The organism is Xanthomonas sp. NCPPB 3582, from assembly GCF_041475735.2.
GTDB classification, from domain to species: Bacteria; Pseudomonadota; Gammaproteobacteria; order Xanthomonadales; family Xanthomonadaceae; genus Xanthomonas; species Xanthomonas codiaei.
Genome location: NZ_CM192968.1, coordinates 1,729,915 through 1,756,906, shown reverse-complemented (window position 1 = coordinate 1,756,906; position 26,992 = coordinate 1,729,915). Strand labels below are relative to the sequence as shown.

General features: G+C 66.7%; 23 protein-coding genes. 11 read left to right on the top strand and 12 right to left on the bottom strand.

What is annotated here, in order from left to right; translation table 11 throughout:
• The first annotated feature begins 3 nt into the window (after positions 1-3).
• The 4 genes from ACCQ05_RS07445 (at position 4) to ACCQ05_RS07430 (ending at position 3,956) form a co-directional block, all read left to right on the top strand.
• Positions 4-1,287 carry an EAL domain-containing response regulator gene (locus tag ACCQ05_RS07445; protein WP_372393387.1) on the top strand — a complete coding sequence of 428 codons (1,284 nt, stop codon included), beginning with the start codon at positions 4-6 and terminating at the stop codon, positions 1,285-1,287.
• Positions 1,288-1,290: 3 nt separating this feature from the next.
• On the top strand, positions 1,291-2,097 hold the full coding sequence (locus ACCQ05_RS07440; RefSeq protein WP_372393386.1) for a CheR family methyltransferase: 807 nt from the start codon (positions 1,291-1,293) through the stop codon (positions 2,095-2,097).
• Positions 2,094-3,227 (top strand): protein-glutamate methylesterase/protein-glutamine glutaminase, encoded by a 1,134-nt coding sequence (locus ACCQ05_RS07435; protein ID WP_372393385.1) that lies wholly within the window; start codon positions 2,094-2,096, stop codon positions 3,225-3,227. Before ACCQ05_RS07440 ends, ACCQ05_RS07435 begins: the two co-directional genes overlap by 4 nt.
• A 405-nt stretch (positions 3,228-3,632) precedes the next feature.
• Positions 3,633-3,956, top strand: coding sequence for a hypothetical protein (locus ACCQ05_RS07430; RefSeq protein WP_372393384.1), 324 nt, complete (start codon positions 3,633-3,635; stop codon positions 3,954-3,956).
• A 48-nt stretch (positions 3,957-4,004) separates the two neighbouring features.
• Here ACCQ05_RS07430 and ACCQ05_RS07425 read toward each other — a convergent pair whose 3' ends face one another.
• The 4 genes from ACCQ05_RS07425 to gpmA form a co-directional block, all read right to left on the bottom strand.
• Positions 4,005-5,567 carry a phospholipase D family protein gene (locus ACCQ05_RS07425; RefSeq protein WP_372393383.1) on the bottom strand — a complete coding sequence of 521 codons (1,563 nt, stop codon included), beginning with the start codon at positions 5,565-5,567 and terminating at the stop codon, positions 4,005-4,007.
• 433 nt (positions 5,568-6,000) lie between these two features.
• The gene (locus ACCQ05_RS07420; protein WP_372393382.1) at positions 6,001-8,103 is read right to left on the bottom strand and encodes a M13 family metallopeptidase; all 2,103 of its coding nucleotides are present in this window, start codon (positions 8,101-8,103) and stop codon (positions 6,001-6,003) included.
• Positions 8,104-8,392: 289 nt separating this feature from the next.
• Positions 8,393-8,707 carry a hypothetical protein gene (locus ACCQ05_RS07415; protein ID WP_228961419.1) on the bottom strand — a complete coding sequence of 105 codons (315 nt, stop codon included), beginning with the start codon at positions 8,705-8,707 and terminating at the stop codon, positions 8,393-8,395.
• Between the two features lie 141 nt (positions 8,708-8,848).
• Complete coding sequence (gene gpmA / locus ACCQ05_RS07410; RefSeq protein WP_372393381.1) at positions 8,849-9,598, bottom strand: 2,3-diphosphoglycerate-dependent phosphoglycerate mutase; 750 nt, start codon at positions 9,596-9,598, stop codon at positions 8,849-8,851.
• 103 nt (positions 9,599-9,701) lie between these two features.
• Here gpmA and nfi point away from each other — a divergent pair, with 103 nt between their 5' ends.
• From nfi to ACCQ05_RS07395, 3 genes are all read left to right on the top strand, one after another.
• Positions 9,702-10,409 carry a deoxyribonuclease V gene (nfi, locus tag ACCQ05_RS07405; RefSeq protein ID WP_372393380.1) on the top strand — a complete coding sequence of 236 codons (708 nt, stop codon included), beginning with the start codon at positions 9,702-9,704 and terminating at the stop codon, positions 10,407-10,409.
• Positions 10,410-10,551: 142 nt separating this feature from the next.
• Positions 10,552-11,442, top strand: coding sequence for a pirin family protein (locus ACCQ05_RS07400; protein WP_372393379.1), 891 nt, complete (start codon positions 10,552-10,554; stop codon positions 11,440-11,442).
• Positions 11,443-11,691: 249 nt separating this feature from the next.
• Positions 11,692-12,153, top strand: a complete 462-nt coding sequence (locus ACCQ05_RS07395) for a hypothetical protein (protein ID WP_228961415.1) — start codon at positions 11,692-11,694, stop codon at positions 12,151-12,153.
• Between the two features lie 142 nt (positions 12,154-12,295).
• On the opposite strand, the gene ACCQ05_RS07390 is transcribed toward ACCQ05_RS07395, so the two are convergent.
• Both ACCQ05_RS07390 and ACCQ05_RS07385 read right to left on the bottom strand, forming a co-directional pair.
• On the bottom strand, positions 12,296-12,727 hold the full coding sequence (locus ACCQ05_RS07390) for an OsmC family protein (protein ID WP_104540082.1): 432 nt from the start codon (positions 12,725-12,727) through the stop codon (positions 12,296-12,298).
• A gap of 157 nt (positions 12,728-12,884) precedes the next feature.
• Entirely contained in the window at positions 12,885-13,739 is an 855-nt protein-coding gene (locus ACCQ05_RS07385) for a pirin family protein (protein ID WP_372393378.1), read from the bottom strand.
• A gap of 232 nt (positions 13,740-13,971) precedes the next feature.
• On the opposite strand from ACCQ05_RS07385, the gene ACCQ05_RS07380 reads away from it, so the two are divergent.
• Positions 13,972-16,044, top strand: coding sequence for a carbon starvation CstA family protein (locus tag ACCQ05_RS07380; RefSeq protein WP_372393377.1), 2,073 nt, complete (start codon positions 13,972-13,974; stop codon positions 16,042-16,044).
• Positions 16,044-16,268, top strand: a complete 225-nt coding sequence (locus ACCQ05_RS07375; protein ID WP_005926176.1) for a YbdD/YjiX family protein — start codon at positions 16,044-16,046, stop codon at positions 16,266-16,268. Before ACCQ05_RS07380 ends, ACCQ05_RS07375 begins: the two co-directional genes overlap by 1 nt.
• 808 nt (positions 16,269-17,076) lie before the next feature.
• Here ACCQ05_RS07375 and ACCQ05_RS07370 read toward each other — a convergent pair.
• A complete protein-coding gene (locus ACCQ05_RS07370) occupies positions 17,077-17,781 on the bottom strand; it encodes an HAD family hydrolase (RefSeq protein WP_372393376.1) in 705 nt (234 codons plus the stop codon).
• Positions 17,782-17,976: 195 nt separating this feature from the next.
• Here ACCQ05_RS07370 and ACCQ05_RS07365 point away from each other — a divergent pair, with 195 nt between their 5' ends.
• Positions 17,977-18,786, top strand: a complete 810-nt coding sequence (locus tag ACCQ05_RS07365; protein ID WP_372393987.1) for an ankyrin repeat domain-containing protein — start codon at positions 17,977-17,979, stop codon at positions 18,784-18,786.
• A gap of 36 nt (positions 18,787-18,822) precedes the next feature.
• Positions 18,823-20,019: a Tle-like phospholipase domain-containing protein gene (locus ACCQ05_RS07360; protein ID WP_372393375.1), complete on the top strand. Its 1,197-nt coding sequence runs from the start codon at positions 18,823-18,825 to the stop codon at positions 20,017-20,019.
• Positions 20,020-20,187: 168 nt separating this feature from the next.
• On the opposite strand, the gene ACCQ05_RS07355 is transcribed toward ACCQ05_RS07360, so the two are convergent.
• The 5 genes from ACCQ05_RS07355 to paoC all read right to left on the bottom strand — a co-directional run bounded on the left by ACCQ05_RS07355 (position 20,188) and on the right by paoC (position 26,991).
• Positions 20,188-21,438, bottom strand: a complete 1,251-nt coding sequence (locus ACCQ05_RS07355; protein WP_228962776.1) for a DUF819 family protein — start codon at positions 21,436-21,438, stop codon at positions 20,188-20,190.
• Positions 21,439-21,804: 366 nt separating this feature from the next.
• The gene (locus ACCQ05_RS07350) at positions 21,805-22,020 is read right to left on the bottom strand and encodes a hypothetical protein (RefSeq protein WP_104540075.1); all 216 of its coding nucleotides are present in this window, start codon (positions 22,018-22,020) and stop codon (positions 21,805-21,807) included.
• A gap of 531 nt (positions 22,021-22,551) precedes the next feature.
• The gene (locus ACCQ05_RS07345; protein WP_228962777.1) at positions 22,552-23,160 is read right to left on the bottom strand and encodes a nucleotidyltransferase family protein; all 609 of its coding nucleotides are present in this window, start codon (positions 23,158-23,160) and stop codon (positions 22,552-22,554) included.
• Between the two features lie 601 nt (positions 23,161-23,761).
• On the bottom strand, positions 23,762-24,787 hold the full coding sequence (locus tag ACCQ05_RS07340) for an XdhC family protein (protein ID WP_372393374.1): 1,026 nt from the start codon (positions 24,785-24,787) through the stop codon (positions 23,762-23,764).
• Positions 24,784-26,991 carry an aldehyde oxidoreductase molybdenum-binding subunit PaoC gene (paoC, locus tag ACCQ05_RS07335; protein ID WP_372393373.1) on the bottom strand — a complete coding sequence of 736 codons (2,208 nt, stop codon included), beginning with the start codon at positions 26,989-26,991 and terminating at the stop codon, positions 24,784-24,786. The genes ACCQ05_RS07340 and paoC overlap by 4 nt, the downstream gene beginning before the upstream one ends.
• Between the last annotated feature and the right edge of the window lies 1 nt (position 26,992).

Below are 26,992 nucleotides of genomic sequence, written 5' to 3'. Positions count from 1 at the left end.
CCCATGCGCCCCGCCCTTCTTTCCTGCAACTGCACGCTGGCCGGCCCGGTGCTGGTCGTCGACGACAGCGTGGTCCAGCGCGAACACGCCATGGCGCTGTGCCGCCAGCTTGGCGCCAATGTGGTCGATGGCGCCGCCGATGGCCACGCCGCGCTGGAGTGGCTGGGCCGCGCCAGTGCACCGTCGCTGCTGTTGATCGACCTGGAAATGCCCGGCATGGACGGCGTGCAGCTGCTCGATGCGCTGGCACGCGGCCAGTACGGCGTTCCCGTGGTGGTGGTATCGCAACGCGGCGGCGCATTGATCGACGCGGTGATGCAACTGAGCCGCAGCGCAGGCGTGCGCGTGCTCGGCGGTATCGAAAAACCGATGAATCTGCAGGATCTGGCCAACGTGCTGGAGTGCGAACCCAGATCCAGCGCTGCCGCGCCGGCCGCATCGCCGACGGCGATCTCGCCGCTGATGTCCAGCGGCGGCGCGGCCGCCTCGCGCCTGGACCGCGCCATGCGCCGCGGCGAGATCCGCGTGGCTTACCAACCCAAGCTCGACCTGAAGGACGGCCGGCTGCGCGGGGTGGAAGCGCTGGCCCGCTGGCGCCGCCCGCAGGGCGACATGATCGGCCCGGACCGCTTCATCCCGCTGGCCGAACGCGAAGGGCTGATCCACGCGTTGACCCAGCAGGTGATCGACAAGGCCATCGCGCAATTGGTCGACTGGCGCGCCGAAGGCTTCGAGCTGAGCCTGGCATTGAACCTGTCGCCCCGCCTGCTGGGCGAAGAGGATTTTCTCGAGCAACTATGCGCCAAGTTGGGCGACAACGGCCTGAGCCCGGCCGACCTGGTGCTGGAACTCACCGAAAGTGCCATCGTGGAGCCGGCCAATGCGCTGAGCATGCTGGCGCGCCTGCGCCTGCATGGGTTTGGGCTGTCCATCGACGACTACGGCACCGGTTTCTCGTCGCTGCAGCGCCTGGCCAGCATTCCGTTCACCGAACTCAAGCTGGACCGCAGCTTCGTGCAGGCTGCCCATCGCAGCCGCAGCCAGCGCACCGTGCTCGAATCCACGCTGGAGTTGGCGCACCGGCTGGAGCTGACCGCGGTGGCCGAAGGGGTGGAAACCCCGGACGACTGGCGTCTGCTGCGCGAGCTGGGCTGCGATCTGGCGCAAGGCTATCTGATGGGTTCGCCGATGCCCGGGCCGATGCTCTCGGACTGGTGGCGCGAACACGCCGTCCGCATCGCGCGCCTGAGCGAAGGCGCCTTCTCTGCCGATGCGGACGTGGCCTGAACCATGAGTACCGCCACTGCCATCACCGAACAGGAGTTCGGCCGCTTCCAGCGCTTCATCTTCGAAGCGGCCGGCATCAGCATTTCCTCCGGCAAGAAGGCCATGCTATGCGGCCGCCTGGGCAAGCGTCTGCGCGAGTACCAGTTCGACAGCTACACCCAATACCTGCAGCTGCTAGAAAGCCGCCAGGACCGCGTGGAGATCCAGACCGCGATCGACCTGCTGACCACCAACGAAACCTATTTCTTCCGCGAGCCCAAGCATTTCGATCTGCTGCGCAGGCTGGCCGGCGAGCACCGCGGCGGGCTGCCGTTCCGCTGCTGGAGCGCGGCCAGTTCCAGCGGCGAAGAGGCCTACAGCATGGCGATGGTGCTGGACGACAGCTTGCAGGGGCGCCCGTTCGAGGTGGTAGGTACCGACATCAGTACCCGCGTGCTGGCCAAGGCGCGCACCGGGCACTACGCGCTGCAGCGCATCGACGGCATTCCGCAGCCGTATCTCAAGCGCTACTGCCTGCGCGGCCAGGGCGAGTACGCCGGCACCTTGCTGGTGGAACGGCGCCTGCGCGAGCGCGTGCAGTTCGTGCATGCCAACCTCAACACCGCGCTGCCGCCGCTGGGCAGCTTCGATGCGATCTTCCTGCGCAATGTCATGATCTATTTCAATGGCCAGACCAAGCGTGAAGTGATCCTGCGCGTGCTCGCCAACCTGAAATCGGGTGGCTATTTCTGCATCGGCCATTCGGAGAGCCTGAGCGAACTCGACATCGATCTGGTCCAGGTGGCACCCTCGATCTTCCGCAAAGCGTGAGCCAAGGATCCGTCGTGCCGACAGCGTTCACCCGCCCCGCCGCCACACCTGGCACCAGCACCATCAAGGCGATGGTGGTCGACGATTCGGCGGTGGTGCGCCAGGTATTGGTGGGCGTGCTCAACGATGCGCAGGGCATCGAGGTCATCGCCACCGCCGCCGACCCGTTGCTGGCGATCGAGAAGATGCGCCAGCAGTGGCCGGACGTGATCGTGCTGGATGTGGAAATGCCGCGTATGGACGGCATTACCTTCCTGCGCAAGATCATGAGCGAGCGCCCCACCCCGGTGGTGATCTGCTCCACGCTCACCGAGAAGGGCGCACGCGTGACCATGGATGCGCTGGCCGCCGGTGCGGTGGCGGTGGTGACCAAGCCGCGGCTGGGGCTCAAGCAATTCCTCACCGATTCGGCCGATGAGTTGGTGGCCACGGTACGCAGCGCCGCACGCGCCAACGTCAAACGGCTGGCCGCGCGCGTCACCGCAGCGCCGCTGGAAGCCGAGGTCAAGCACACCGCCGATGTGATCCTCCCCGCCCAGAGCGGGCGTGCGCTGGCACAGACCACCGAGCGCATCGTGGCCATCGGCACCTCCACCGGCGGCACCCAGGCGCTGGAAGAAGTGCTCACCGCCTTGCCGCGGGTGTGCCCGGGCATCGTCATCGTGCAGCACATGCCGGAGAAGTTCACCGCGGCCTTCGCCGCGCGCCTCAACGGCCTGTGCCAGATCGCGGTCAAGGAAGCCGCCAACAACGACCGGGTGATGCCCGGCCGCGCATTGATCGCCCCCGGCGGCAAGCACCTGCTGCTGCGGCGCAGCGGCGCGCAGTATTTCGTGGAGGTGATGGAAGGCCCGCCGGTCAACCGGCACCGTCCGTCGGTGGATGTGCTGTTCCGCTCGGCCGCACGCGCGGCCGGCAGCAATGCGCTGGGCATCATCATGACCGGCATGGGCGACGATGGCGCCGCCGGCCTGCTGGAGATGCGCCAGGCCGGCGCACGCACGGTGGCCCAGGACGAACACACCAGCATCGTGTTCGGCATGCCCAAGGAAGCGATCAAGCGCGGCGGCGCCGACCGCATCCTGCCGCTGGGCGCGATGGCGCGCGAGATCGTCACGCAGTTGCACTAGGCATCGCCCACCAGTCGTGGCGACCGCATTGGCAGCAGTCCGGCAAACGTCATCCGGCGCACAGTGCGCAGCCAGCCCGCACTGCACCGGGCCTGGTTGGCGACGCAGTCGGACCGGTACCAGATAGCGTGATCGGCGCATCGGTCACGACACGGCGCGCAGGACACCGGCACTGCGCCGTCCGGGCATCGCCAGCGCGGCGGCCCGCTGCCCACGGCATTCGCCAGGCCCCAGCCGCACGCCAGGCGGCTGTGTGCGCGGTATCCGTCCTTCCGGGCCATGGAAACCCTTGGTCGCCTGGCCCTAAAGATCCACCGCCGCTGCCGCTATCTTGCTTGAAGACCCAGCATTGCGCGGGTCACCCGATGCGGCGGCGATCGTCGCCCCCGGGACAGGAGGTGCAGCATGGCCACACGCGATCTCACCGACAGCCTGTTCATCGATCCGGTCAGCGTCGACACGCTATTCGTCGACCCCGTCATCGACGCAGGTACCCATATCCACTGCGCTGCCACGACAGCGCCGCCGGCTGGCACCACCGAAGAAGAACGTTTCCGGCAGCAGCACCTGCAGCAGACGCTGGCCGTGCGGGATCCGCACTCGCAGCCTGCCCTTCGTCCGGAATGGGCACAGGCACGCGCCGTCTTGCTTGCGATGGGCCATCGGCAGGGCGATGCATCCAACGCGCCTGAATCGCCTGATAGCTCACCACGCGACCGCCTGCACTGACACTGGCCTGCGCTGCCGACGCGCGCCACTGGCGTGCGCCGGCAGCCCTCACAGCTGCGAATCCAGCGGCAACCATCCCAGTACCGTGGCAGCACTGCGCCGCCACAGACTGGCCGCCGGCTCGCGTGCCCACACCTGCGGCGGTTGCGCCGCATCGTCGTGCCAGCGCAGCTCGCCGTGTTCCAGCGTCACCCGGTAGCTGACCGGCGCGCTCACCTTGTGGTTGTACAGGCGTTCCAGCTCCGCGGTCACGGCGCGGTCATGGAACAGCAAGCCCATCTCGGTATTGAGGTTCATCGAGCGCGGGTCCAGGTTGAACGAACCGATGAAGCCGCGTGTATCGTCCACCACGAACGCCTTGGTATGCAGGCTGGCGCCGCTGGAACCGAACAGGCTGCCATCGGGCTCGCCCATCGGCTTGAGCTCATGCAGGCGCACGCCCTGCTGCAACAACGGCACGCGGTAGTCGGCATAGCCGCTGTGCACGGCCACCACGTCGTTGGCGGCCAGCGAATTGGTCAGGATGTCGACGCGCACATCGCGCTGGCGCAGCTCGCCGATCCAGCGCATGCCCTCCTCGCCCGGCACGAAATACGGCGAGATCACCTTCAGCTCGCGCTGCGCGTGGGCCATCTCGCCGATCAGTATCGGCGTCATCCAGTCCGCCTGCGGCGGCGCGCCGTCGGCCTTTTCCGGCGGATCGGAAACGATGCGTGCGTGGTCCAGCCAGTGCACCGGGCGATCGCCCTGCATCAAGGCCTGCACGCTGGGTGCCTGTTGCAGGCGCTGCACATAGGGCCGCGCCCGCGCGGAGTCCAGCCCGGCATCCAGGCTGCCGCGCAGTGCGTCCAGCGCCTGCGGCCTGGCCGTGACCAAGGCGGCCAGCGGCAGCGCGTTGGGGCTGTTCCAGTAGGCGTCGAACACCTGCTCGGCCTGGCCTACCGCCGGCCCCACCACGGCCGCATCCATGTCCATGAAATTGGTCTCGCGCGCGGCGTCGAAATACTCGTCGCCCACGTTGCGGCCGCCCACCACCGCGATCCGCCCATCGGCAATCCAGGCCTTGTTGTGCATGCGCCGATTGATGCTGACCATGCGCAGCACCATCTCCACCCCACGCATCAGCGTGCCTTCGCGCGCGCGGGTCGGATTGAACAGGCGGATCTCGATCAACGGGTGGCTGTCGAGCGCGGCAAGCACCGAGTCGCTGCCGTGGATATTCATGTCGTCCAGCAGCAACCGCACGCGCACGCCGCGATCGGCCGCGCGCAGCAACTCGTTGTGCAACAGGTTGCCGGTGAAATCGGCGTGCCAGATGTAGTACTGCAGATCCAGGCTGCGCCCGGCCGCACGCGCGGTGAGCGCGCGCACCGCAAAGGCATCGGTGTTGTCCGACACGATCACCACGCCGGTCTGCGCGGCATGCGCCTGCTGCAGCGGCGCCACGACCTTGTCGATGGACGTGGCCACCGCCGTTGCGGGCAACGCATGGCTGACCTGCCCACGCTGGCGGTCGGCAAAACGGCCGTAGCCGTAGAGCGACAACGCACTGCCCAGCACGAGCACCAGCATGCCGATGCCGATCCAGTTGAAGATGTTCCGCTTGGTCACCGCCGCCCCCAGGGCCTGCCAGCGCGGCAGTGTAGAGCTTGGCCACGCAACTCCATGTGCACGGGCGATCGCCCGTGCTGAAACGCGTTTCGGCATTCCTGCCGGGACCACAGACTGCCGCACGAGTCTCGCCGTCCGGCATGCGCGCCCACCTGTCCATTGCCAGGACGACAATCTGGCGCAGCCGAACAGGCCTGGCAAACGGCACGGGTAACGAACGCCGGGATGGCCGCAAGACAGCATCCGCAGGACGGATGCCCGACACCGTATCCGCCTGTTGGTTTCACGGTCGCGTGTTGGCCATGGTCCAACCGGCCGCGACAGGCTCGGCTGTGCGGCGTGCAGGCCAGACCGCCGGCAACGCGCCTGCTGCACACCGCAGCCGCCAGCGACGCGCACGCCGGAGCGCGCGCGGCGATTCAAACCGCGGCGCTTACCAGATCGCGACACGCTCCTTGTCGCCGCGCACCATCGCATCGCCCGGCTTGCACTGGAACGCCTTTGCGAACGCAGGCATGTTCGATGGCGCACCATTGGCGCGGAAGTTGGCCGGTGCGTGCGGATCGGTGTTCAAGCGCACACGCAATTCGCCGTCGGTGAAGTTGCGGCGCCACACCGTGGCCCAGTTCATGAAGAAGCGCTGGTCCTGCGAATAGCCATCGATCTGCCTGTTGGCATCGGGCTGTTCCTTCAGCGCCATCTGCAAGGCATCGTAGGCCACCGTCAAACCACCCAGGTCGCCGATGTTCTCGCCCAGGGTCAGCTTGCCCTTGACGTGCACGCCGGGGATGGCTTCATAGCCGTCGAACTGCGCCACCAGCTGATCGGTGCGCTGGGTGAACAGCTTGCGGTCCGCATCGGTCCACCAGGTGGCGAAATTGCCCTTGGCATCGAACTGGCTGCCGGAGTCGTCGTAGCCATGCATCATCTCGTGCCCGATCACCGCACCGATGCCGCCGTAGTTCAGTGCCGGATCGGCCTTGGGATCGAAGAACGGCGGTTGCAGGATCGCCGCCGGGAACACGATCTCGTTGCGGGTGGCGTTGTAGTACGCGTTCACCGTCTGCGGCGTCATATGCCACTCGCGCTTGTCCACCGGCTTGCCGATCTTGTCCAGCATGTAGCGGTAGTTGAATGCTTGCGCGGCCTGCATGTTGGCCAGGAATCCATCGCCACGCGTTTCCAGGCCCGACCAGTCGCGCCATTGATCCGGGTAGCCGATCTTGGGCGTGAAGCTGGCCCACTTTTCCAGTGCGCGCTGCTTGGTCTGGTCGCTCATCCAGTCCAGTTGTTCCAGCCGCGCCTTGAGCGCATTGGACAGGTTCTCTACCAGCTGCTGCATCTGCTCCTTGGATTCGGCTGGAAATGCGGACTGCACGTAGAGCTGGCCCAGCGCTTCGCCCATCGCCTGGTTGACCGCGTTCAAGGTGCGCTTCCAGCGCGGCAGCATGTCCTGCTGGCCGCGCAGCGTCTTCGCATAGAAATCGAAGTTGGCCTGCTCGAACGGCTTGGCCAGATACGGCGCTGCTTCATCAATGCTGTGGAAACGCAAGTAAGCTTTCCAGGTGTCCACCGGCGTGTCGGCAAGCATCGCATCGAGCTCGGCGAAGTAACCGGGCTGGCTCAGCGAGAACGTCCCGGCCGGCACCTTGAGCGCGCTGAAGAACGCCTGCCAGTCGAAGTGCGGCGTCACCGCGTTGGCGCCGGCCACATCGACCGGGTTGTAGCGCTTGGCCGGGTCGCGCAACTCGATCCGCGACAGCGAGGCGTTGGCCAGCCGCGTCTCGAATGCCATCACCGCCTTGGCCTGCGTGGCCGCCTGCGCGGCGGGAATGCCCGACAACTCCAGCACGCGCGCGACATAGGCCACGTACTGCTCGCGGATCCTGGCCTGCGCCGGATCGCTGTAATAGCCCTTCTCGGGCAGGCCCAGACCGCCCTGCCCCGCGTAGGCGATCATCTGTTCGGAATTCTTGTAGTCGGCATTGGCACCGAACGAGAACACGAAGCCCTGGCCCTTGGCGTAGCTGTCGCGCAGCCACGCCGCGATGGCCGGCGCATCGGCCAGCGCATCGATGGCCTGCAATTGCGGCTGCAACGGGGCGATGCCGGCCTTGTCGATGGCCGCCTCGTCCGAGCCGGTGCGCCACAGGTCGGCGATCTTGGCATCCACCGAACCGGCCGACAGATTGCCGCGCGCCAACTGCTCCACCAGCGCATGTTGGATGGTCAGCGAGCGCTCGGCCAGCACTTCGAAGCTGCCCCAGCTGCTGCGGTCGGACGGCACCGGGTTGGCCTTGAGCCACTTGGCGTTGACGAAGCCGTTGAGGTCCTGGCACGCGTTGATGGCCGGATCCAGGTCGCCGCTGCCGAACGCCACGATCGGCGCATCCAGCTTGGACACATCCACCCTGGCCGGTGCGGCCTGCGGCGCGGCGGGCGCGGCCCTGGGGGCATCGTCGGAGGCACCACAGGCCGACAGCGCGCCCGCAATGGCCAGCGCAAGCGACAGCGGCGCGAACTTGTTCAACGTCATTGAATTCTCCAAACCATGACCGCGCCTGCGCGGTCGAAAAAAGTCGGCAACCGGTCGGGAGCCGCCAGCGAAGATCAGCGCATCAGACCGCGCTCGCTTCTTCGTCAGCTACTCTGCAACCGGCCACACCAAGATCACCGCAGCGGCACCGCAACGCCATGACGTCCGCTACCACGCCTTCGCCAACATCAGTGCAACGACAGGCTGCTGGCACGTCTGCCACTGACGCCGCGACCGCCTGTTTCACCTAATACCTGCATCCCGGCGCAACGCGCGCCATCGCATGCAGTCAACGCTGCGCGTAGAACGGCGCCATCAACAGGTACACCGGGTACGCCAACACCATCAGCACCAGGGCTGCATCATGCCCGGATGTCGCATCGGCCAACGCTTCCATCTGTCGCGTCGGCCCGACGATGCCGAACCCCAGCAGCAGCACGCCCACCGCGCAGATCAGCAGCGCCAGCACCAGCCCGGCGTCGGAGATGTCGCCAGCGGCCACCGCGACGAAGGAAGCGCCGCCTGCCACCAGCACGCCCAGCGTCACCAGGTACGCGCGACAGTAAACAGCGGTCATCTGCTGGGTTTTACGTTTGCCGGACATCGTGTCTCGCCTACATGACAGCGCGGAGCATGCATCACGCCCACGCACCGCTTCCATTCACTACAGCACGCGGCGCTTTGCAGCGTGCAAAAGACAGGCGCTGCGCACAGCGCACGCAGCGCTTCAACCATGCAGCGGCGCTTACTTGACCTTGCCCTGGTTGGCCACTGCCTCGGCCGCACGCTTGGCCGCTTCCGGATCGCCGAGATAGCGGTAGCTTTGTACCGTCAGATTGTCGTCCAGTTCGAACAGCAGCGGGATGCCGGTGGGAATGTTGAGCTCCAGGATCTGCTCGTTGGAAACGTCGTTGAGGTACTTGTACAGCGCGCGCAACGAGTTGCCGTGCGCAGTCACCAGCACGGTCTGGCCGGCCTTCAACTGCGGCGCGATGGCGTCGTGCCAGTACGGCAATACGCGCACCAGCGTGGTCGCCAGCGACTCGGTGCCCGGCAGGGCATTGCGGTCCAGCGTGGCGTAGCGGCGGTCGTGGCACGGGTGGCCCGGGTCGGCGACGTCCATCGCCGGGGGCGGGATGTCGTAGGAGCGGCGCCAGATCTTGACCTGCTCCTCGCCGTGCTTGGCCGCGGTCTCGGCCTTGTCCAGGCCTTGCAGCCCGCCGTAGTGGCGCTCGTTGAGGCGCCAGCTCTTGGACACCGGCAGCCAGTCCTGGTCGAGTTCCTTCAAGGCGCCCTGCAGCGTATGGATGGCGCGCTTGAGTACCGAGGTATGGGCGGCATCGAACTGCAGGCCCTCGTCCTTCATCAGCTTGCCGGCAGCGGCAGCCTCCTGGCGCCCCTGCTCGGTAAGGTCCACATCCACCCAGCCGGTGAAACGGTTGTCCAGATTCCATTGGCTCTGGCCATGGCGCAGCAGTACGAGTTTGCGGGTCACTACGGTTCTCCGATTGGGGGCCGATCAGCCTGCGATTGTAGCGGCAGCCAGCGCATCGCTGGCGTGCACGAGCTGCCCACGCGCTGCACGCGATGCTGCCGCCATGCCCGACATCGCTCCCGTATTCGCCGGTTGGGACGGCAGTGTCACCCAGGCGCGACAGTTGCAGCGGCAACTGGCACGGCAGGTCGTGCTGCAGGACACCGTTGCCGCAACGCTGCAGTTGCTGGCCGGCTTCGATGTCGGTTTCGAGGACGACGGCCAGACCACGCGCGCGGCCGCCGTGTTGCTGGACGCACAGAGCCTGTTGCCGCTGGAAATGCAGGTGGCACGCGTGGCGACCTCGATGCCGTACGTGCCTGGCCTGCTCAGCTTTCGCGAATTGCCGGCCTTGCTGCAGGCACTGGCGCTGTTGTCGCGCACGCCGGATCTTGTGTTCGTCGACGGCCAGGGCGTCGCCCATCCGCGCGGGCTCGGCATCGCCGCGCACTTCGGCGTGGTGACCGGGCTGCCCAGCATCGGCGTGGCCAAGCAACGGCTGGCCGGCACCTTCGTGGAGCCGGGGGCCGACCGCGGCGACCACAGCCCGATCCTGCTGGGCGGCACGCAGATCGGCTGGGCACTGCGCAGCAAGCCGCGCTGCAATCCGTTGATCGTCTCGCCCGGTCACCGTGTCTCCATGCAAGGCGCACTCGACTGGACCTTGCGCACCCTGCGTGCGTATCGCCTGCCGGAACCGACACGCCTTGCAGATCGCCTGGCGTCGCGCCGCGGCGAGATTGCGCTGCCTGTGCAGGCGAGCCTGCTGTAACACGTGCCCTGCGCACGTCCGGCCCATGGCACCTGGCCGGACGCGACCGTGGCGGTCAGAACATTCCGTCTTGGCCAACGCCGCGCGCCGCGCGCAGGTCGCGTGCGAAGCTTTGGCTCCCCTTCCGTCACGAGCCAGCGCCATGACCACCTTGATCGCCCCACGCGTGCATGACATCGGCGGACTGCAAGTACGGCGCGCGGTGCCTACCCTGCAGGCGCGCAGCGTGGGCCCGTTCGTGTTCGTCGACCATATGGGTCCGGCGGTACTGGAGCCGGAGCACGGCATCGACGTGCGCCCGCATCCGCATATCGGCCTGGCCACGGTCACCTTCCTGTGGGCGGGCGAGATCGGCCACCGCGACACGCTGGGCTCGGATCAGGTGATTCGCCCCGGCGACGTCAACTGGATGACCGCCGGGCGCGGCATCGCCCATTCCGAACGTACGCCCGGCCCCGAGCGCGCGCGCGAACATGCGTTGCATGGCATGCAGACCTGGATCGCGCTGCCTCGCTCGGCCGAGGAAACCGCGCCGGCGTTCCACCATCACCCCGCCGCCAGCCTGCCGCAGCAGCGCCGCGATGGCTTGTGGCTGCGCGTGATCGCCGGCCGCGCCTATGGCGAGGAATCGCCGGTACAGGTGTTCAGCGGCACCCTCAACGTGGCGCTGGACCTGGCGCCGGAGGCGGAGATCGACCTGGACACCGGCCACGCCGAGCGCGCCCTGTACATCCTCGAAGGCGAGGCGCAACTGGATGGCGCCGACGTGCCCGCCCGCCACCTGATCGTGCCCGCCACCGGTGCCCGCGGCCGGCTGCGCGCCAGGACCCCGCTGAAGGCACTGCTGCTCGGCGGCGAGCCGCTGGATGGCCCGCGTCACCTTTGGTGGAACTTCGTCTCCAGTTCCAAGGAACGTATCGAGCAGGCCAAGGACGATTGGCAGGCCGGGCGCTTCGGCCGCATTCCCGGCGACGATCAGGAGTTCATTCCACTGCCGGAAACGCCTGCCCCGAAGCCCGTTAATTACCCCTGAAACCATGCGCGAAATGCGGCGTCCCGCGCGATCGGCCACCAGGTCTCGTTACGGAAGTGCCGCACTGCACAAGGCGTGCCGCGTGCAAGTGCGACAGGGCTTGAGCTTGCTCGCACAGCTGTGGTAGTGATGCAGGCATGAGCGGAGCGCGCGTCGTGGACGGCAGCCTTGAAGCGGGGAGCTTGAGGCGCTGCAGCGGCACGGAGTTGGCGTCGTCCCGCATCGTCATCCAATGCCGGGGAACCTTCGATGAAGTCTGCATTCTGCCTTGTCGGCCTGAGTCTGTTGCTGGCCACTGCCACCGCCCACGCCCAGACCGCGCCGGTCTGCCCGCCGCTGCCACCGGCCTCGGGACTGCAGTGGAACGAACTGGCCGGTGCCGATTACCTGGTCTGCAAGGCGGTCAACGCCGAGGGCCGCCAGGTGGTCGGCGTGATGCTGACCACCCGCGACCCCGCCATGGTGCTGGCGCGCGATCGCCGCGCCGAAAAAGGCCAGATCCAGCAGGAGGACTTCTACTGGTACAAGCTCGACCTGGGCGGCCGCGAGATCCCGGGCATGGAATCGCGCCGCGTCACCGTTGTGGAGCTGGGCAAGAAGCGCTATGCGCAGCTGTGGATCGACGGTGCCAACAGCGAGGAACTGACCTCGATGCAATCGCTGGTGCAGACGATGGACCTGCAGCCGGCCAGCCTGGCGTTGCAGCGCTGATACCTTGAGTTCGCGGCCGTGCCTCGCTTCGAGGCAGTGCCGTGCAGGTGCAACCGAGTGAACCAGCGCGGCTGCGCCTTGGCCGGATGCAAGACCAGGCGCTTCGCACCTGCATGCCCCAGGCGAGGCCGGGCCGGCAATCTTACGGCGTGACAGCAGCGGAATCGGCCGCAGCCTGGATCTGTGGCCGGGTCGCAATGCGCACCTCGCCGGTCAGCAGCCGATGAATCGGGCATTTGTCGGCCACCTCCATCAGGCGTGCGCGCTGACTGTCGTCCAGCGCCCCGTCCAGCACGATTTCGCGGCCGATCTCCGTCCCGCCCGCACCGCGCTGGGTGTAGTGCAGATGCACGTGCACGCCTGTCAGCGGCCACTGCTTGCGCGCCGCCACCATCGACACCGTGATCGCCGTGCAGGCGCCCAGGGCGCCCAGCACCTGCGATTCCGGATCCGGCCCGGCATCGGCGCCGCCATTGGCGGGCTGGGCATCGCCCAACCAGCGGTGTTGCCCATCGTGGATGGTGACGGTGTACGGCACGCTGCCGGTGCTGACACTGACGGGGCGGTCACTCATGACATTCTCCTGATCCAAGGGGGGGCTGACGACAGCTGCCGCTTCGGGTTGCCCTCGAACTGCATCCCGCAGCGGCTGTGCGCGATCTGTAGCGCGCGTGCTGCAGGACGCGCCTGCCGGTGCACGCGCGACGATGCAGCTTCGCCACTCAAACGCCTCAAAAGCGCCCTTCCTGGAAATCGACGAAGGCCTGCATCAGCTCCTGCTTGGTGTTCATCACGAACGGGCCGTGCCGCATCACCGGCTCGTTGAGTGGGCGTCCGGCCACCAGGATCAGGCGCGCGCCCTCGGCGCCGGCGTGCAGCACCAGGCGCTCGCCACCGCCCAGCACAGCCAGCTCCTGCGCCGGCAGGCTGCGCGCGGCATTGCCCTCGCCCACCGCCACCGCGCCCTCGAAGGCATACGCAAAGGCGTTGTGGCCCTCGGGCAGCAGGTAATCCCACCCCGCGCCGGCATCCAGGGCGATGTCCAGATACACCGGGCTGGTCGCCGGCTGCACGATCGGCCCGACCACCTCATCCACCGCGCCGGCAATGACCTTGACCGTCACGCCGGGTGCCGGATGCGCCACCGGGATGCGGTCGGGTGCGTATTCCTGGTACTTGGGGTCGGTCATCTTCTCGCGTGCCGGCAGGTTCACCCACAGCTGGAAACCGCGCATCCGCCCGGATTCCTGCTCGGGCATTTCCGAATGGATCAGGCCGCGCCCGGCGGTCATCCACTGCACGCTGCCCGGCGTCAGCAGGCCCTCGTTGCCGTGGTTGTCCTTGTGCCGCATGCGCCCGTCGAGCATGTAGGTCACCGTCTCGAAGCCGCGATGCGGATGGCTCGGAAAGCCGGCCAGATAGTCCTCGGCCTGTTCGGTGCCGAACTCGTCCAGCATCAGGAACGGATCGAGCTCGGGCAATTGCTGGGTGCCGATCACGCGGGTCAGCTTGACGCCGGCGCCGTCGGAGGTGGGCATGCCGCGGATGGTGCGCAGCACATGCGCCGGGGTGGTGATGGTGCTCATTGCAGTGTCCCTGTGCAGTGTGTGGATGCCGACATCATGGGTGCGCATGGCGCAGCACCCAATCGCGACGGTTGCAACCGATCGTTCCAAACGCCGGCCTGGCCGCAATGGCGCTAGCGCACCTTGCACCCAAACACCCTACGACCAAAGTTTTACCCTGCCGCCCGAGGCTGCCATTGACCGCAGGCGAGCGTGGGGGGACCCTTGGGCGAATCGTTTCCGAGGGGCATGCATGAAAGGGTTCTCGAAGCTGGCCTGGGGCGCGCTGGCGCTGCTGGCCGCGTTCTGCCTGGGCACCGTGGCACTGCGGCGTGGCGAACACATCAATGCGTTATGGATCGTCGTCGCCGCGGTGTCGATCTACCTGATCGCCTACCGCTTCTACAGCCTGTTCATCGCCGACAAGGTGATGCAGCTGGACCCCACCCGCGCCACGCCTGCAGTCGCCAACAACGACGGCCTGGACTACGTCCCCACCAACAAGCACGTGCTGTTCGGCCATCACTTCGCCGCCATCGCCGGTGCCGGACCGCTGGTCGGCCCGGTGCTGGCCGCGCAGATGGGCTACCTGCCCGGGCTGCTGTGGCTGGTGGTGGGCGTGGTGTTCGCCGGCGCGGTGCAGGACTTCGTGGTGCTGTTCCTGTCCAGCCGCCGCAACGGCCGCTCGCTGGGCGATCTGGTGCGCGAGGAAATGGGCCAGGTGCCCGGCACCATCGCGCTGTTCGGCGCGTTCCTGATCATGATCATCATCCTGGCGGTGCTGGCGATGGTGGTGGTCAAGGCCTTGGCCGAAAGCCCGTGGGGCATGTTCACGGTGATCGCCACCATGCCCATTGCGCTCATGATGGGCGTGTACATGCGCTACGTCCGCGTCGGCAAGATCGGCGAGATCTCGGTAGTCGGATTGATCCTGCTGCTGGCCGCGATCTGGCTGGGCGGCAAGGTCGCCGCCGATCCCACCTGGGGCCCGGCCTTCACCTTCACCGCCAAGCAGATCACCTGGATGCTGATCGGCTACGGCTTCGTCGCCTCGGTGCTGCCGGTGTGGCTGTTGCTGGCGCCGCGCGATTACCTGTCCACCTTCCTCAAGATCGGCACCATCCTGGCGCTGGCAATCGGCATCCTGGTCGTGATGCCCGACCTGAAAATGCCGGCGCTGACCCAGTTCGCCTCCACCGGCGACGGCCCGGTGTGGAAGGGCGGTATCTTCCCGTTCCTGTTCATCACGATTGCCTGCGGCGCGGTCTCCGGCTTCCACGCGCTGATCTCCTCCGGCACCACGCCCAAGCTGCTCGCCAACGAAAGCCATATGCGCTACATCGGCTACGGCGGCATGCTGATGGAATCGTTCGTGGCGATCATGGCGCTGGTGGCCGCCTCGATCATCGAGCCGGGCATCTACTTCGCCATGAACAGCCCGGCCTCGCTGGTCGGCACCGACACGGTGGCGGTGGCCGCCAAGATCAGCGAATGGGGTTTCTCGATCACCCCGCAGGTGCTCGAGGCCACCGCACGCGATATCGGCGAGCACAGCATCCTGGCGCGCGCCGGCGGTGCGCCCACGCTGGCGGTGGGGATCGCGCAGATCCTGCACCAGCTGCTGCCGGGCGAAGACACCATGGCGTTCTGGTACCACTTCGCCATCCTGTTCGAAGCCTTGTTCATCCTCACCGCGGTGGATGCCGGTACGCGTGCGGGCCGCTTCATGCTGCAGGACCTGCTGGGCAACTTCATTCCGGCACTGAAGAAGACCGAATCCTGGGCCGCCAACATCATCGCCACCGCCGGCTGCGTGGCGCTGTGGGGCTACCTGCTCTACACCGGCGTGATCGATCCCTTCGGCGGCATCCAGACGCTGTGGCCGTTGTTCGGCATCTCCAACCAGATGCTGGCCGGGATCGCATTGATGCTGGGCACCGTGGTGCTGTTCAAGATGAAGCGCGACCGCTACGCCTGGGTCACCATCGTGCCGGCGCTATGGCTGCTGCTGTGCACGACCTACGCCGGGCTGATCAAGATCTTCGACAGCAACCCGGCGCAGGGCTTCCTGGCGCAGGCGCACAAGTTTCAGGCCGCCATCGCCAGCAACACCATCACCGCACCGGCAAAGACCGTGCCGCAGATGCAGCAGATCGTCACCAATGCCTACGTCAACACCGGGCTGACGGTGCTGTTCCTGTTCGTGGTGGGCGCGATCCTGATCTACTCGATCAAGACGATCGTGGTGGCACGCCGCAACCCGCAACGCAGCGACCGCGAAACCCCGTACGTGGCCCTGCAGCCCCACCAGATGGCGGACCTGTAATGGGTACCCAACTCGTCCTGGCCAGCCAGTACCAGGTGCATCGCCGTATCTGGCGGCGCCTGATCCAGACCGCGCGGCTGTGCTGCGGCATTCCCGACTACGACAACTACGTGCGCCACATGCTGGAAAAACATCCCGACAAGCCGGTGATGGATTACCCGGCGTTTTTCCGCGAGCGCCAGGACGCGCGCTACGGTGGCAAGAGCGGGTTCCGCTGTTGTTGATTGGCGATCGATTCACTGGTCGATCGCTTGATCAAGCAGTCGAAAACGCAACAGGGCGCGATGCGAATCGCGCCCTGTTGCGTTGATGGCTCGAATTTTGAAGCGGCAGATCTGCGACCTGGCTGCAGGGTTCTTGCCTGCCCACCATCGCGAGACGCGACACAAGGCAGAGCGGCTGATCTGCGGCTTTGCGGATAGATCCGCGGCAGAGCAGTGTGTCTGCGACTTCGCTGCAGGGCCCTTGCCCGCCCACCATCACGGGACACGCCGCAAGTACGTCCCTGTAGGCTCTTACGCGGCATCCATGCCGCGTAAGGTCCCGCGACGGTGAGCGGGCAAGGACCTATCGAGATGGCAGGTGTGCATGGTTGCAAGCTGTGCATTTGTCGCATCACTGTGCGTCGACCAGCGTCTCATCACCCCATCGCAAACCGAGCGGTGGACGGAATGCAGCACGCAACCCACAAACGTCTCGTCTGCCACCCAAGCCGGGCAACAAGCTCTCAGCAAAGCAACCGACCAACTTCCTGGTGCGGTGTCCTCGCCGCTTGCGGGACCGTTGGCGGCATGGATGCCGCCACCGAGCCTACAGGGACGTACTTGCGGCGTGTCCCGCAAGCGGTGAGGGCACCGCGCGCTCGAACCAACGAGCTTTTGATCCGGCATTCGACTGCACTCAAACGACGCTAGGACTCGACAGCCCTGTCATTGCAGGTCGATTGGACGGTCTGGCCCAGTCAGTTGCACAACGAGGAGGCGCGATTCCGCCAACATCGACACCGCGCCCAAGACCTCATGCCGGCAGCTTTCAGCCAGCGCGTTTTTGCGCCAGCTGCCCGAACAACGCAGGCAGCGCGCGCATATCGTCGAACACCGCCAGCACACCGATGCGACGCAAGGTGTCGGCGTGACCCTGCGGAATATGGCTGGCGCCGGTAAACCCCAGCACCTGCATGCCGGCCGCCAATGCGGCAGTGGCACCGGTGGGGCTGTCTTCGATCACAAGGCAACGCTCCGGCGCAACGCCCAGGGTGCGTGCGGCCAACAGATAGACGTCCGGGGCCGGCTTGGGCCGCTCCACCATGTCGGCGCTGAAGATGTGCCCCGCCGCGCGCGCGGTGAGCCCTACCCGTTCGACCGAGGCGATCACGTTATGGCGGCGGCTGTTGGAGGCCACCGCCAGCGGCAACGGAATCTGCTCCAGTGCGTCGCGCACGCCGGCAATCGGCTGCACCTCGGCCTTGATCAAGGCTTCGCTGCGCGCCTGGATCTGTGCCAGCAAGGTCTCCGGCAGCTGTACTACAAAGTGTTCCTGCACGCGCAGCAACACCTCACGCGTGGTCTGCCCGAACGTCGTGCCGAGCAGATGCTCCAATGCTTCGGCCGGCACGAAGGCCGCCAGCTCCTCGCGCATCACCCGGTCGGCCAGTATCTCGCTGTCGACAAGAACACCATCGCAGTCGCTGATCAGTAATTCGTAGACCATTACACCCATCTGCTCGCAAAGCACCATTATGCCGGCCGCGTTGTGACCCTTGGCTGTGGCGCAGCGCATGCGTGACGCTGTGAGAGATATCGGCCTCCCCCCGGGTGGCTGCGCAACCCGGCAAGCAAGCCGGGCCGTACAACGGCACTGCAGGCGCAGGTTACGAAATCTTACCGCGCCCGATTCTTGCAACTGGTAGGATCGGCCGCGCTGCGGCGGGACGTGCCGCGGCATCACCAGGAATGCGATCAGGACAAGGAGATTTCGATGCAGACGCGATTCCCTACCCTGCTCGTTCTTGCGACCTCGTTTTTCGCGGTCTCATGCACCGCTTCACCCGGTGCCAAGGAGCAAACCACCATGTCAGCTACGCTCAAGGACCATATCGTCGCCTTTCGCGACCCGGGCCTGACCGATATTGCCGGTGCCATCGCACGTGGCGATGTCGCACGGATCAAGACCCTCGCCCCCATCGTCGATCTCGCCGCACGCGGCGATCAGAACGTGACCCTGCTGGAATGGGCGATCTGGAACGAACAACCCCATGCACTGGATGCGCTGCTCGATGCGGGCGCAGACCCGTCGCTGCCCGGCATGGACCAGGAAACGGTCGTGCACATGGCCGCAATGGCGCAGGACCCGCACTATCTGAAGATCCTGTTGCAGCACAAGGCGCCGATCGACGTGGTCAGCGCGCGCGCCGGCTGGACACCGATATTCCGCGCGGTGCAAAGCAAGCGCGATGCACAGATCGGCCTGCTGCTCGATGCCGGCGCCGATGTGCAGCGCCTCGACCATACCGGCAACAGCCTGTTGCATGTGGCGGCCCAGAGCGGCGCTGCCAGCCCCGTGGTACTGCAACTGCTCGAAGCCGGTGTGGACCCCAGCGTCCGCAATGCGCAACACAAGACCTTCCAAGCGTATTTCTTCACCACGCCGGATCGCCTGCTCAATGCAGCTGGCCAACAGGTCAGATCGGACGTGCGCGCATGGTTGAGCGCGCACGACATTCCTGTGGAAAGCAGCCGCTAAGCGCGCTTTCCGTACGACGAACGCAAGGAGCCGCGCATGAGCCCGCCAGACACATCGTCTTCCAATCCCGTATCCACGCCATTCGCAGAATCGATGCGGGGGCAACATCCCCAACCGCAGGACCGGCAGTTTCCCGAACTGCTGCAAGACCTCTACGCCACCGCAAACCAGCGCCGCGAGGGCGGCGCCGAAACCTTCGCCCCCTTAGGCAACGGCTGGTCGCGCATGGACGACAGCGCGCTGCAGCAGGCCGGCATCGATCCGGCGTTGCTGCACGATGCCAAGAGCGGCTTCGATGCCGCGTTTTACCGCAACGATCAGGGCCAGGTGGTACTTGGCTTCTGCGGCACCGACGAAGGCAAGGACTGGAAACACAACATCGGCCAGGGCCTGGGGTTCGACGACGCGCAATACGCGTCGGCAATCCAGCTCGGCAGCCAGGCCAGGCAGGCATTCGGCGATCAGGTGGTCATTTCCGGCCATTCGTTGGGCGGTGGCCTGGCCGCAGCCTCGGCCATGGTCAATGACATCCCGGCCGTGACCTACAACGCAGCCGGCGTCAACGACCGCACGCTCGAACGCCAGGGTCTGGATGCATCGGCAGCCAAGGACTACGCCAGCAGCGAGTTGATCCGCGGATATCACGTCAAGAACGAAATCCTGACCCATCTGCAGGAAGACAGCATTCCGCTCAAGTGGACCATGCCCAACGCGGCGGGCCATCAGATCGAGTTGCCGGAGCCAGACCCGTTATCGTTCGGCCAACGCCTGGTGCCCGGCATGATGCTCAAGCATCGCCTGGATCTGCATGGCATGGATTCGGTCATCAAGGCGCAGGACATGCAGGCGTCGGAGCAGGCCCGTGGCACCGCCCTGAAGCCCGGCAGCCAGCTGTTCAACGATGCGGTGGTGCAGCTGGATGGCCAGCGCGAGCGGCTCGGACTGCGCGACGACACCGCGTTCATCAACACGGCAGCCAGCGTGGCGGCACGTGCGGGCAATGACGGCCTGCAGCGCATCGATCATCTGGTGCCCAACCGCACCGGCGACAGCCTGATCGCGGTGCAGGGACGCATGGACGACCCCACCCATCTGCGCAGCCATGTGCAGACGGCTTCCGCCGCCAACGAGCCGGCGCAAGGCAATGTCAGCCAGCTGCAGCAGCACAATCAGCAGCAGGCCCAGCCGCCTGTGCAGCAGCAGGAAGAGCAGCGCCGCATGCTCCAGCAGTAGTCCGGCAGCCGAAGCGCGCAGGCAGAAGGCTTCGCAGCATGGCGACTGCCGGCGCGGGGGATTCTTCGCATCGCACTCGAGCGTGGTGCCCGCGCGTGTCTTGTCGCTCGGAAACGTGGAGCTGTTCGGTCGAACAGCTCCACGGCATGCGGCGGCTTTGCCGCATCGCTACCCGGCACCTGCCATCGCGCGCAAGGTGATCCCGACCAGATAGGCCAGGTAGGTGCCGGTGGCATAGCCCATCGTGCCCAGCAACACGCCCACCGGCGCCAGCGCCGGGTGGAAGGCAGCGGCAACCACGGGCGCCGAAGCCGGGCCGCCGATATTGGATTGGGAGCCGATCGCGAAGTAGAACAACGGTACCCGCAGCCAGCGGCCCAGCCCCCACAGCAGGGCGATATGCACCGCGATCCAGATCAGGCCGAGCAGGAACAGCCAGGGACGGTCCAGCAACGCCAGCAGGTCCATCTGCATGCCGATGCAGGCGATCAGAAAATACAGCAGCAGCGAGCCGATCCTGGAGGCACCGGCGCCTTCGAGGTTGCGTGCGCGGGTGAAGCTCAGCAGCAGCCCCAGGCTGGTCGCCAGCACCACCACCCAGACGAACGGCGCGTCCAGGCTGAACTGGCTGGCCCAGCTCAGGTGCGCCTTGCACCACGCGGCCAACGGGTTGGCCAGCGCATGCGCCAGGCCGACGCCGCCAAAGGCCACTGCCACGATCACCATCAGGTCGGTCAGGCTGGGAATCCGCGCCTGCTCGGCCTGGAAGCGCGCCATGCGCTCCTGCAGCGCATCCAGCGCGCGCGTGTCGGCGCCGCTGCGCGTATCGATCGCGCGGGCGCGCCCGGCCATGAAGATCAGCACCGCCATCCAGACATAGCCCACCCCGACATCGACCACTGCGAACTGCCCGAAGGTGGTGGCGTCCACGTCGAAGACCTCGCGCATCGCCAGCATGTTGGCGCCGCCGCCGATCCAGCTCCCCGCCAGCGCCGCCATGCCTGCCCAGGTATCGCCCGCCACGGTGGCCGGATGCAGCCAGCGCATCACCCAGAACGCCACCACGGCGCCCAGCATGATGCTCAGCGACGCGCCCAGGTACATGGCCACCAGCTTGGGGCCCAGGCCCAGGATCGCGCGCAGATCGATGCTCAAGGTCAGCAGGATCAGCGCGGCCGGCAGCAGCACGTCGCGGGCGATGGGGTTGTACAGCCGGGTAGTGGCACCGTCGATCAGCCCGACGGTGTTGTAGATGCCGGGCAGCAGATAGCACAGCAGCAAGGCCGGCACCACGGCGTAGAACCGACGCCAAAGCCCGTGCTCGCGCGACGCGGTCCAGAATACGGCGCCCAGGGTGGCGGCGATCAGGCCGAAGACCACGATGTCGTTCTGGATCAGGGCGGTCGCAGGTGCAGTCACGAAAGGCGGTGATCCGGCAGGAGGGCCGCCGATGCGGATCGGACCAGGGTGGCCGATGCCAGCGAATCTAACCGACCCTGACGATCACGCAAACCCTGGACATACCCTGCCCCGTGTGACAGGGGCCACCGGGTCCGCAAACGGCTACCGGACCTTGGGCAGGGCGCCGCCAGCACGCTGAAAAGTGCGGTGTATCTGTTCGAAAGATGGAGCTGTCGAGCGCTCAGTGGCTCGCGGCCGGCGGCTGCACGCCAGCCGACCAGCAGTTGCAGACCCACGGCAACAGTGGACAAACCGTCTTTCCGACCACGGCCAGACCCCTGCTGGCCCGCCATCGCAAGCGACGCGGGCCAGCAGTACCGACGCTCAGCCGTAGCGACGCACCACCCGCTCGCCGTCGGCCGTATCCAGCACCACGCCGCTGGGCTGCCCGGTGGTCAGGCAGTGCAGCTTGGCCATCAGTTCGGCATTTTCCAGGGCACCCTGCTCACGCAGGTAGCGCAGCGGCGACCATTGCGGGCGGGTGACCCACCAGCCGTCCTGCTCGGGGTGGATGCGTACGACGTAGCGAGATTCGTCCATATGGCCTCCGGCCAGTAGGTGCCGCGCTCGAACGATGGTGCGACGCCGCGCGGGAGAAGCGCATCGCACCGGGGATCCGGGGGAAACCAGCGTTGTCGTCAAGCCAACGTGCCCTTACTCAAGGGGCCGCGGGAGAGTGGCCGAAGGCTCCGCGTTTGGCATAGCCAGCATGCAGAATTCCTAATGGCGGCACCGTCGGGCGGACACTGGCGGCGAAGTAGGAAAATTCTTACGTGACATAGGTCACATCCAGAGCTACATTCCGACAAACGGAGTGAAGACATCGTCACAGGCGGCCGTCATTCAGAGCGTGGACGGCGCGCCAGGGGAAACCGGCGCTCATAGACATCGCCTCGGGGGAGGGTTTTCGCATGCATCTGCTCAGAAGGTTCCAATTTCCGGTCAAGACCGCGATGGTCGTGGGCTATGTCCTGGTGATCAGGGAAGCCCTGGTGTTGTGGTCCTGATCGGGCCTCGCCGTACCGAGACGTAAGCTGCCGGGTATCGCCGATCGCTACCCGACGTTGCGTCTCACTCCCGATCCACCCAGCCGCGCTGCCGTGCCGCTTCCAGGTCGCTGGGGGTGTCCACATCCAGCGCCAGTGCCGGCGCGCTGATGCAGCCCAGGGTTTCTACATCCAGGCCTGCGAACAGGCCGCGCAAGCCGCTGTCTGCGGTCAGCGCCACCTCTGCCCAGGCGGCATGCGTGACCACAGCTGGGATGCCGCGAACGCCGGCATAGCCGCTGGTGGCGCATCCGGAGCTGGCCCGATCGGCCTCCTCCAGCAGGGCGCGCAGGTGCGGCGCGTCCAGCGCCGGTTGGTCGCAGCCCAGGATCAGGCTGCGGCGCACGCTGGCGTCACCCTGGATATGCCGGCGCAATGCCGCAAGACTGGACCCCATGCCGTCGGACCAGTCCGCGTGCGTGAGCACTTCCACGTCGAGGCCGTGCAGCACCTCGGCAAGCCTGTCCGCGTCCGCCCCCAGTACCACCACGCAACGGCGTGGCGCGGTCTGCAATGCGATACGCGCCGCACGGCGCAGCAAGGTTTCGCCATCGCGCATCAGCAATTGCTTGGAACGTCCCAGCCGCCGTCCGGCACCGGCCGCCAGTACCAACGCCGCGTGATCGTTGTTCATGCGCAAAGGCCGCGTTGCATGGACCTGGGCGCTTGCCTGTGGCGTCGTGACAAGGCCGAGGCTGCCGTAGAGCGTGCGCGGTCGCGCGAGCGGCGCGTGTGGCAGGCTGATGCATGCGAGTCGATGGCGCATCGCTCGCAGAGCACGTCGTCATTTGAGACAGAAACAAGAGACATGCCGACGTCTTACACAGTGGAGACGGCCCCAGCGTAGAGATCGGACTGTGCGTGCGAGGTGACTGCACACGGCACTGCTGCGTCACGTGCGCGCGTAGTACGCGCATGACGCGCACTGACTGCAGCGCCAGCATGTTCTGCGTTCGTGATGCCCTGTCCTGCCAGCTGTCACGCACGGGCTTCGCAGACATCAGTGGAGGGGTTGCGCAGATGTGCGAGAAGCATGGATCGAGCGCAATGGCGTTGGCGCCGCTCACTCACGACGATCCGCTTGTCGGCAGCGACACCGTCCCCGGATGCGCGTGGCCAGTCTCCCATCGAATCGTGGCCGGGCGGGCACGTCAGATGCGCGGCGTGGGCACAGGTCTGCTGCCTGTTCGTGAAGCAACGCGGGCACCGGATGCGGCAAGCCACCCTACCGAACGTTACCTGTGCGCCTGTTCGGCTCCGAAACTGACCTGCGCGTCTGCCACGGCCTGCGTGGCTTCGGCGACGATGCCGAGCGCGATGGTATGCGGCGATGACCGCCCCATGCGCCAGCCGGCAGGCAGCCGCAGGCGCGCGAGCGCCGCATCGTCGTGCCCCAGGGCGCGCAGTGCCTGCAGGCGCGCCTGGCGCTTGTGCCGGCTACCCAGGATCCCGATGCACGCGACGTTGGACGCCAGGCCGCGGCAGGCGACCTGCAGGTCGATCTCGCCATCGTGCGCCAGGCTGTACAACGCGGTGTTCGCATCCAGCTGCAAGGCTGCAAGCGCATCGCCCAGCGCACGGCGATCGTAATGCTCCGGCGCCAGACCGGGCGGCGGTTCGCTGGGGCCGTGCGGCCGCAAGACGCGGAGTTCGAAGCCCATCTGGCTGGCCAACGACACCAGCACCAACAGCGCCGGATCGGCGCCGACCACCACCATCCGCAACGGAGGGCGATGCACACACACGAATTCGCTCGCACGTGCGTCCTGGGCGCTGGCGGGATAGCGTACGGCCCCGGTCACGCGGTCGAGCGCGACATGGAATGCACGCCGGTACTGGCGCGCATTGCGCCAGCGCGCCAAGTACTCCGCCAGATCCGGCACCGGCCACACCAGCACGCCGATGCGTCCACCGCAGCTGAGCTGGATATCCAGCACCTGGCTGCCTTCGCCGTAGTCCAGCCAACGCGGCTGCCCATCGCGCAGGGCGGCCGCGGCCTCGTGCGCCACCGCCGCTTCCACGCAGCCGCCGGACACGTAACCGGCCACCCTGCCATCGGCGCTGATCGCCATCTCGCTGCCCAGCGGTCGCGGCGAGGATCCCTGCACATCGATCAGGGTCGCCATCGCAACGCGCTGCCCGGCGCGCTGCCATGCCGTCAGGATGGGCAACAGATCCTCATGCAAGGCGTAGCCCGGCCACGCGGGCCACGCGGACTGGGCCGGTGCCGCCTGGCTGACCGGTGCGACCACCGCGCTCACGCGCGCAGCGACTCGGGCAGGTGCGGCAGCAGCTTCTCGAGCGTGACCGGGTAATTGCGCACGCGCACTCCGGTGGCGTGATAGACCGCATTGGCGATCGCCGCCGCCACTCCGCAGATGCCGAGTTCGCCCACGCCCTTGGCCTTCATCGGCGAGGACATCGGGTCGCTCTCGTCCAGGAACACCACGTCCTGGTGCGGAATATCCGCATGCACCGGCACTTCATATCCGGCCAGATCGTGGTTGACGAAGAATCCGAAGCGTTTGTCCACCGCCAGCTCCTCCATCAAGGCCGCACCCGCGCCCATCGTCATGCCGCCGATGACCTGGCTACGCGCAGACTTGGGATTGAGGATGCGGCCGGCCGCGCACACCGCAAGCATGCGGCGGATGCGTATTTCCGCGGTGGCGATGTCCACGCCAACCTCGACAAAGTGCGCGCCGAAGGTGGACAGCTGTTGCTTCTTCGCGAGATCGCCGAACTCGATCTTGTCTTCCACCACCAATGCACCATTGGCGGCAGCATCGCCAAGCGCAATGCGCTTGCCGCCGGCACGCACATGGCCATCGGCGAACTCGGCCCTGGCCGGGTCCAGTCCGAGCCGGGCGGCAATGGCCTCGCGCAGTTTCACTGCTGCCGCGTAGACGCCGGCGGTGGCACTGTTCGCGCCCCACTGCCCGCCCGAACCGGCAGATGCCGGAAAGCTGGAGTCGCCCAGCCGCACGTCCACCCAGTCCAGCGGCACGCCCAGCATCTCTGCGGCGGTCTGCGCAATGATGGTGTAGGAGCCGGTGCCGATATCGGTCATGTCGGTTTCCACCACCACGCGTCCACCCTGCTCCAGCCGCATGCGCGCGCCGGATGTCATCACCGGCGCATTGCGAAACGCCGCGGCCACGCCCATTCCTACCAGCCAGCGACCATCGCGCGTACTGGCGGGCTTGGCATTGCGCCTGGACCACCCGAACCGCTTGGCACCTTCTTCCAGGCACTTGACCAGCTGCCGCTGCGAAAAGGGACGCTGCGGATTTTCCGGATCGACCTGGGTGTCGTTGACGACACGGAATTTGACCGGATCCATCTGCAGTTTCTCGGCCATCTCGTCCATGGCGACTTCCAGCGCCATCAACCCGGGCGCTTCGCCAGGCGCGCGCATCGCATTGCCCTCGGGCAAATCGAGCACCGCCAGGCGCGTGGCGATCAGGCGATTGGCACCGGCATACAACAACTGCGTCTGCGCGGCGGCGATCTCCGGCTCGCCGTCGGGCAAGTCGCCAGACCAGGTTTCGTGGGCGATCGCGGTGAGCTTGCCATCGCGCCCGGCGCCGAGGCGGATGCGCTGTATGGTGGCCGGGCGATGCGTGGTGTTGTTGGCGATCAGCGGCCGCGGCAGCATCACCTTCACCGGCCGCCCGACCTCGCGCGCGGCCAGCGACGCCAGCAGCGCGTCGGCACGCAGGAACAACTTGCTGCCGAATCCGCCACCCACATAAGGCGACATGATCCGCACATTCTCGCGCGGGATGCCGAGCGTGGTGGCCAGATCGCGCGCGCCCCAGGCGATCATCTGGTTGGAGGTCCAGACGCTGAGCTTGTCGCCCTCCCACATCGCGATCGACGCGTGCGGCTCCATCATCGCGTGCGAGTGATCCGGGGTGGTGTATTCGGCGTCCAGCTGCACCGGTGCCGCGCCAAATGCACCCGCGAAGTCGCCTACGGTGCTATTGGGTGCACCGCCGGACTTGGCGACCTTGGCAGCGCCGCGCGCCTTTTCCAGATCGTAGGTACCCACGTGGCGCCCATAGTCCACCTTGATCAACTGGCCGGCGGCGCGTGCCTGCTCGAAGGTCTCCGCAACCACCACGGCAATGGCCTGGTGGTAATGCTGGATCTCCGGCCCACCCAACAATCTGGCGGTATTGAGCTTGCCCTTCTGCAATTTTCCTGCGCTCTGTGCGGTAACGATGCCCAGCACGCCGGGGGCGCTGCGCGCTGCGCTCAGATCGATGCTGCGGATGGTGCCCTTGGCGATAGCCGCGCCCACGACGTGACCATAGGCGGCACGGCCGGGCAGATCGTGATGCTCGTACGCATACGGCGCCTGGCCGGTGGTCTTGAGTGGCCCGTCGATGCGGTCCACGGGCTTGCCGACGATCCTGAGTTGATCGGTCGGGTTGGTACCTGCAGGAGTATCGAATTTCATA

Coding starts and splice junctions, on each gene's coding strand:
- ACCQ05_RS07445 (WP_372393387.1), top strand. CDS start 4: ATGCGCCCCGCCCTTCTTTCCTGCAACTGCACGCTGGCCGGCCCGGTG.
- ACCQ05_RS07440 (WP_372393386.1), top strand. CDS start 1,291: ATGAGTACCGCCACTGCCATCACCGAACAGGAGTTCGGCCGCTTCCAG.
- ACCQ05_RS07430 (WP_372393384.1), top strand. CDS start 3,633: ATGGCCACACGCGATCTCACCGACAGCCTGTTCATCGATCCGGTCAGC.
- ACCQ05_RS07420 (WP_372393382.1), bottom strand. CDS start 8,103: ATGACGTTGAACAAGTTCGCGCCGCTGTCGCTTGCGCTGGCCATTGCG.
- ACCQ05_RS07415 (WP_228961419.1), bottom strand. CDS start 8,707: ATGTCCGGCAAACGTAAAACCCAGCAGATGACCGCTGTTTACTGTCGC.
- nfi (WP_372393380.1), top strand. CDS start 9,702: ATGCCCGACATCGCTCCCGTATTCGCCGGTTGGGACGGCAGTGTCACC.
- ACCQ05_RS07400 (WP_372393379.1), top strand. CDS start 10,552: ATGACCACCTTGATCGCCCCACGCGTGCATGACATCGGCGGACTGCAA.
- ACCQ05_RS07395 (WP_228961415.1), top strand. CDS start 11,692: ATGAAGTCTGCATTCTGCCTTGTCGGCCTGAGTCTGTTGCTGGCCACT.
- ACCQ05_RS07390 (WP_104540082.1), bottom strand. CDS start 12,727: ATGAGTGACCGCCCCGTCAGTGTCAGCACCGGCAGCGTGCCGTACACC.
- ACCQ05_RS07385 (WP_372393378.1), bottom strand. CDS start 13,739: ATGAGCACCATCACCACCCCGGCGCATGTGCTGCGCACCATCCGCGGC.
- ACCQ05_RS07380 (WP_372393377.1), top strand. CDS start 13,972: ATGAAAGGGTTCTCGAAGCTGGCCTGGGGCGCGCTGGCGCTGCTGGCC.
- ACCQ05_RS07375 (WP_005926176.1), top strand. CDS start 16,044: ATGGGTACCCAACTCGTCCTGGCCAGCCAGTACCAGGTGCATCGCCGT.
- ACCQ05_RS07370 (WP_372393376.1), bottom strand. CDS start 17,781: ATGGTGCTTTGCGAGCAGATGGGTGTAATGGTCTACGAATTACTGATC.
- ACCQ05_RS07360 (WP_372393375.1), top strand. CDS start 18,823: ATGAGCCCGCCAGACACATCGTCTTCCAATCCCGTATCCACGCCATTC.
- ACCQ05_RS07350 (WP_104540075.1), bottom strand. CDS start 22,020: ATGGACGAATCTCGCTACGTCGTACGCATCCACCCCGAGCAGGACGGC.
- ACCQ05_RS07345 (WP_228962777.1), bottom strand. CDS start 23,160: ATGAACAACGATCACGCGGCGTTGGTACTGGCGGCCGGTGCCGGACGG.
- paoC (WP_372393373.1), bottom strand. CDS start 26,991: ATGAAATTCGATACTCCTGCAGGTACCAACCCGACCGATCAACTCAGG.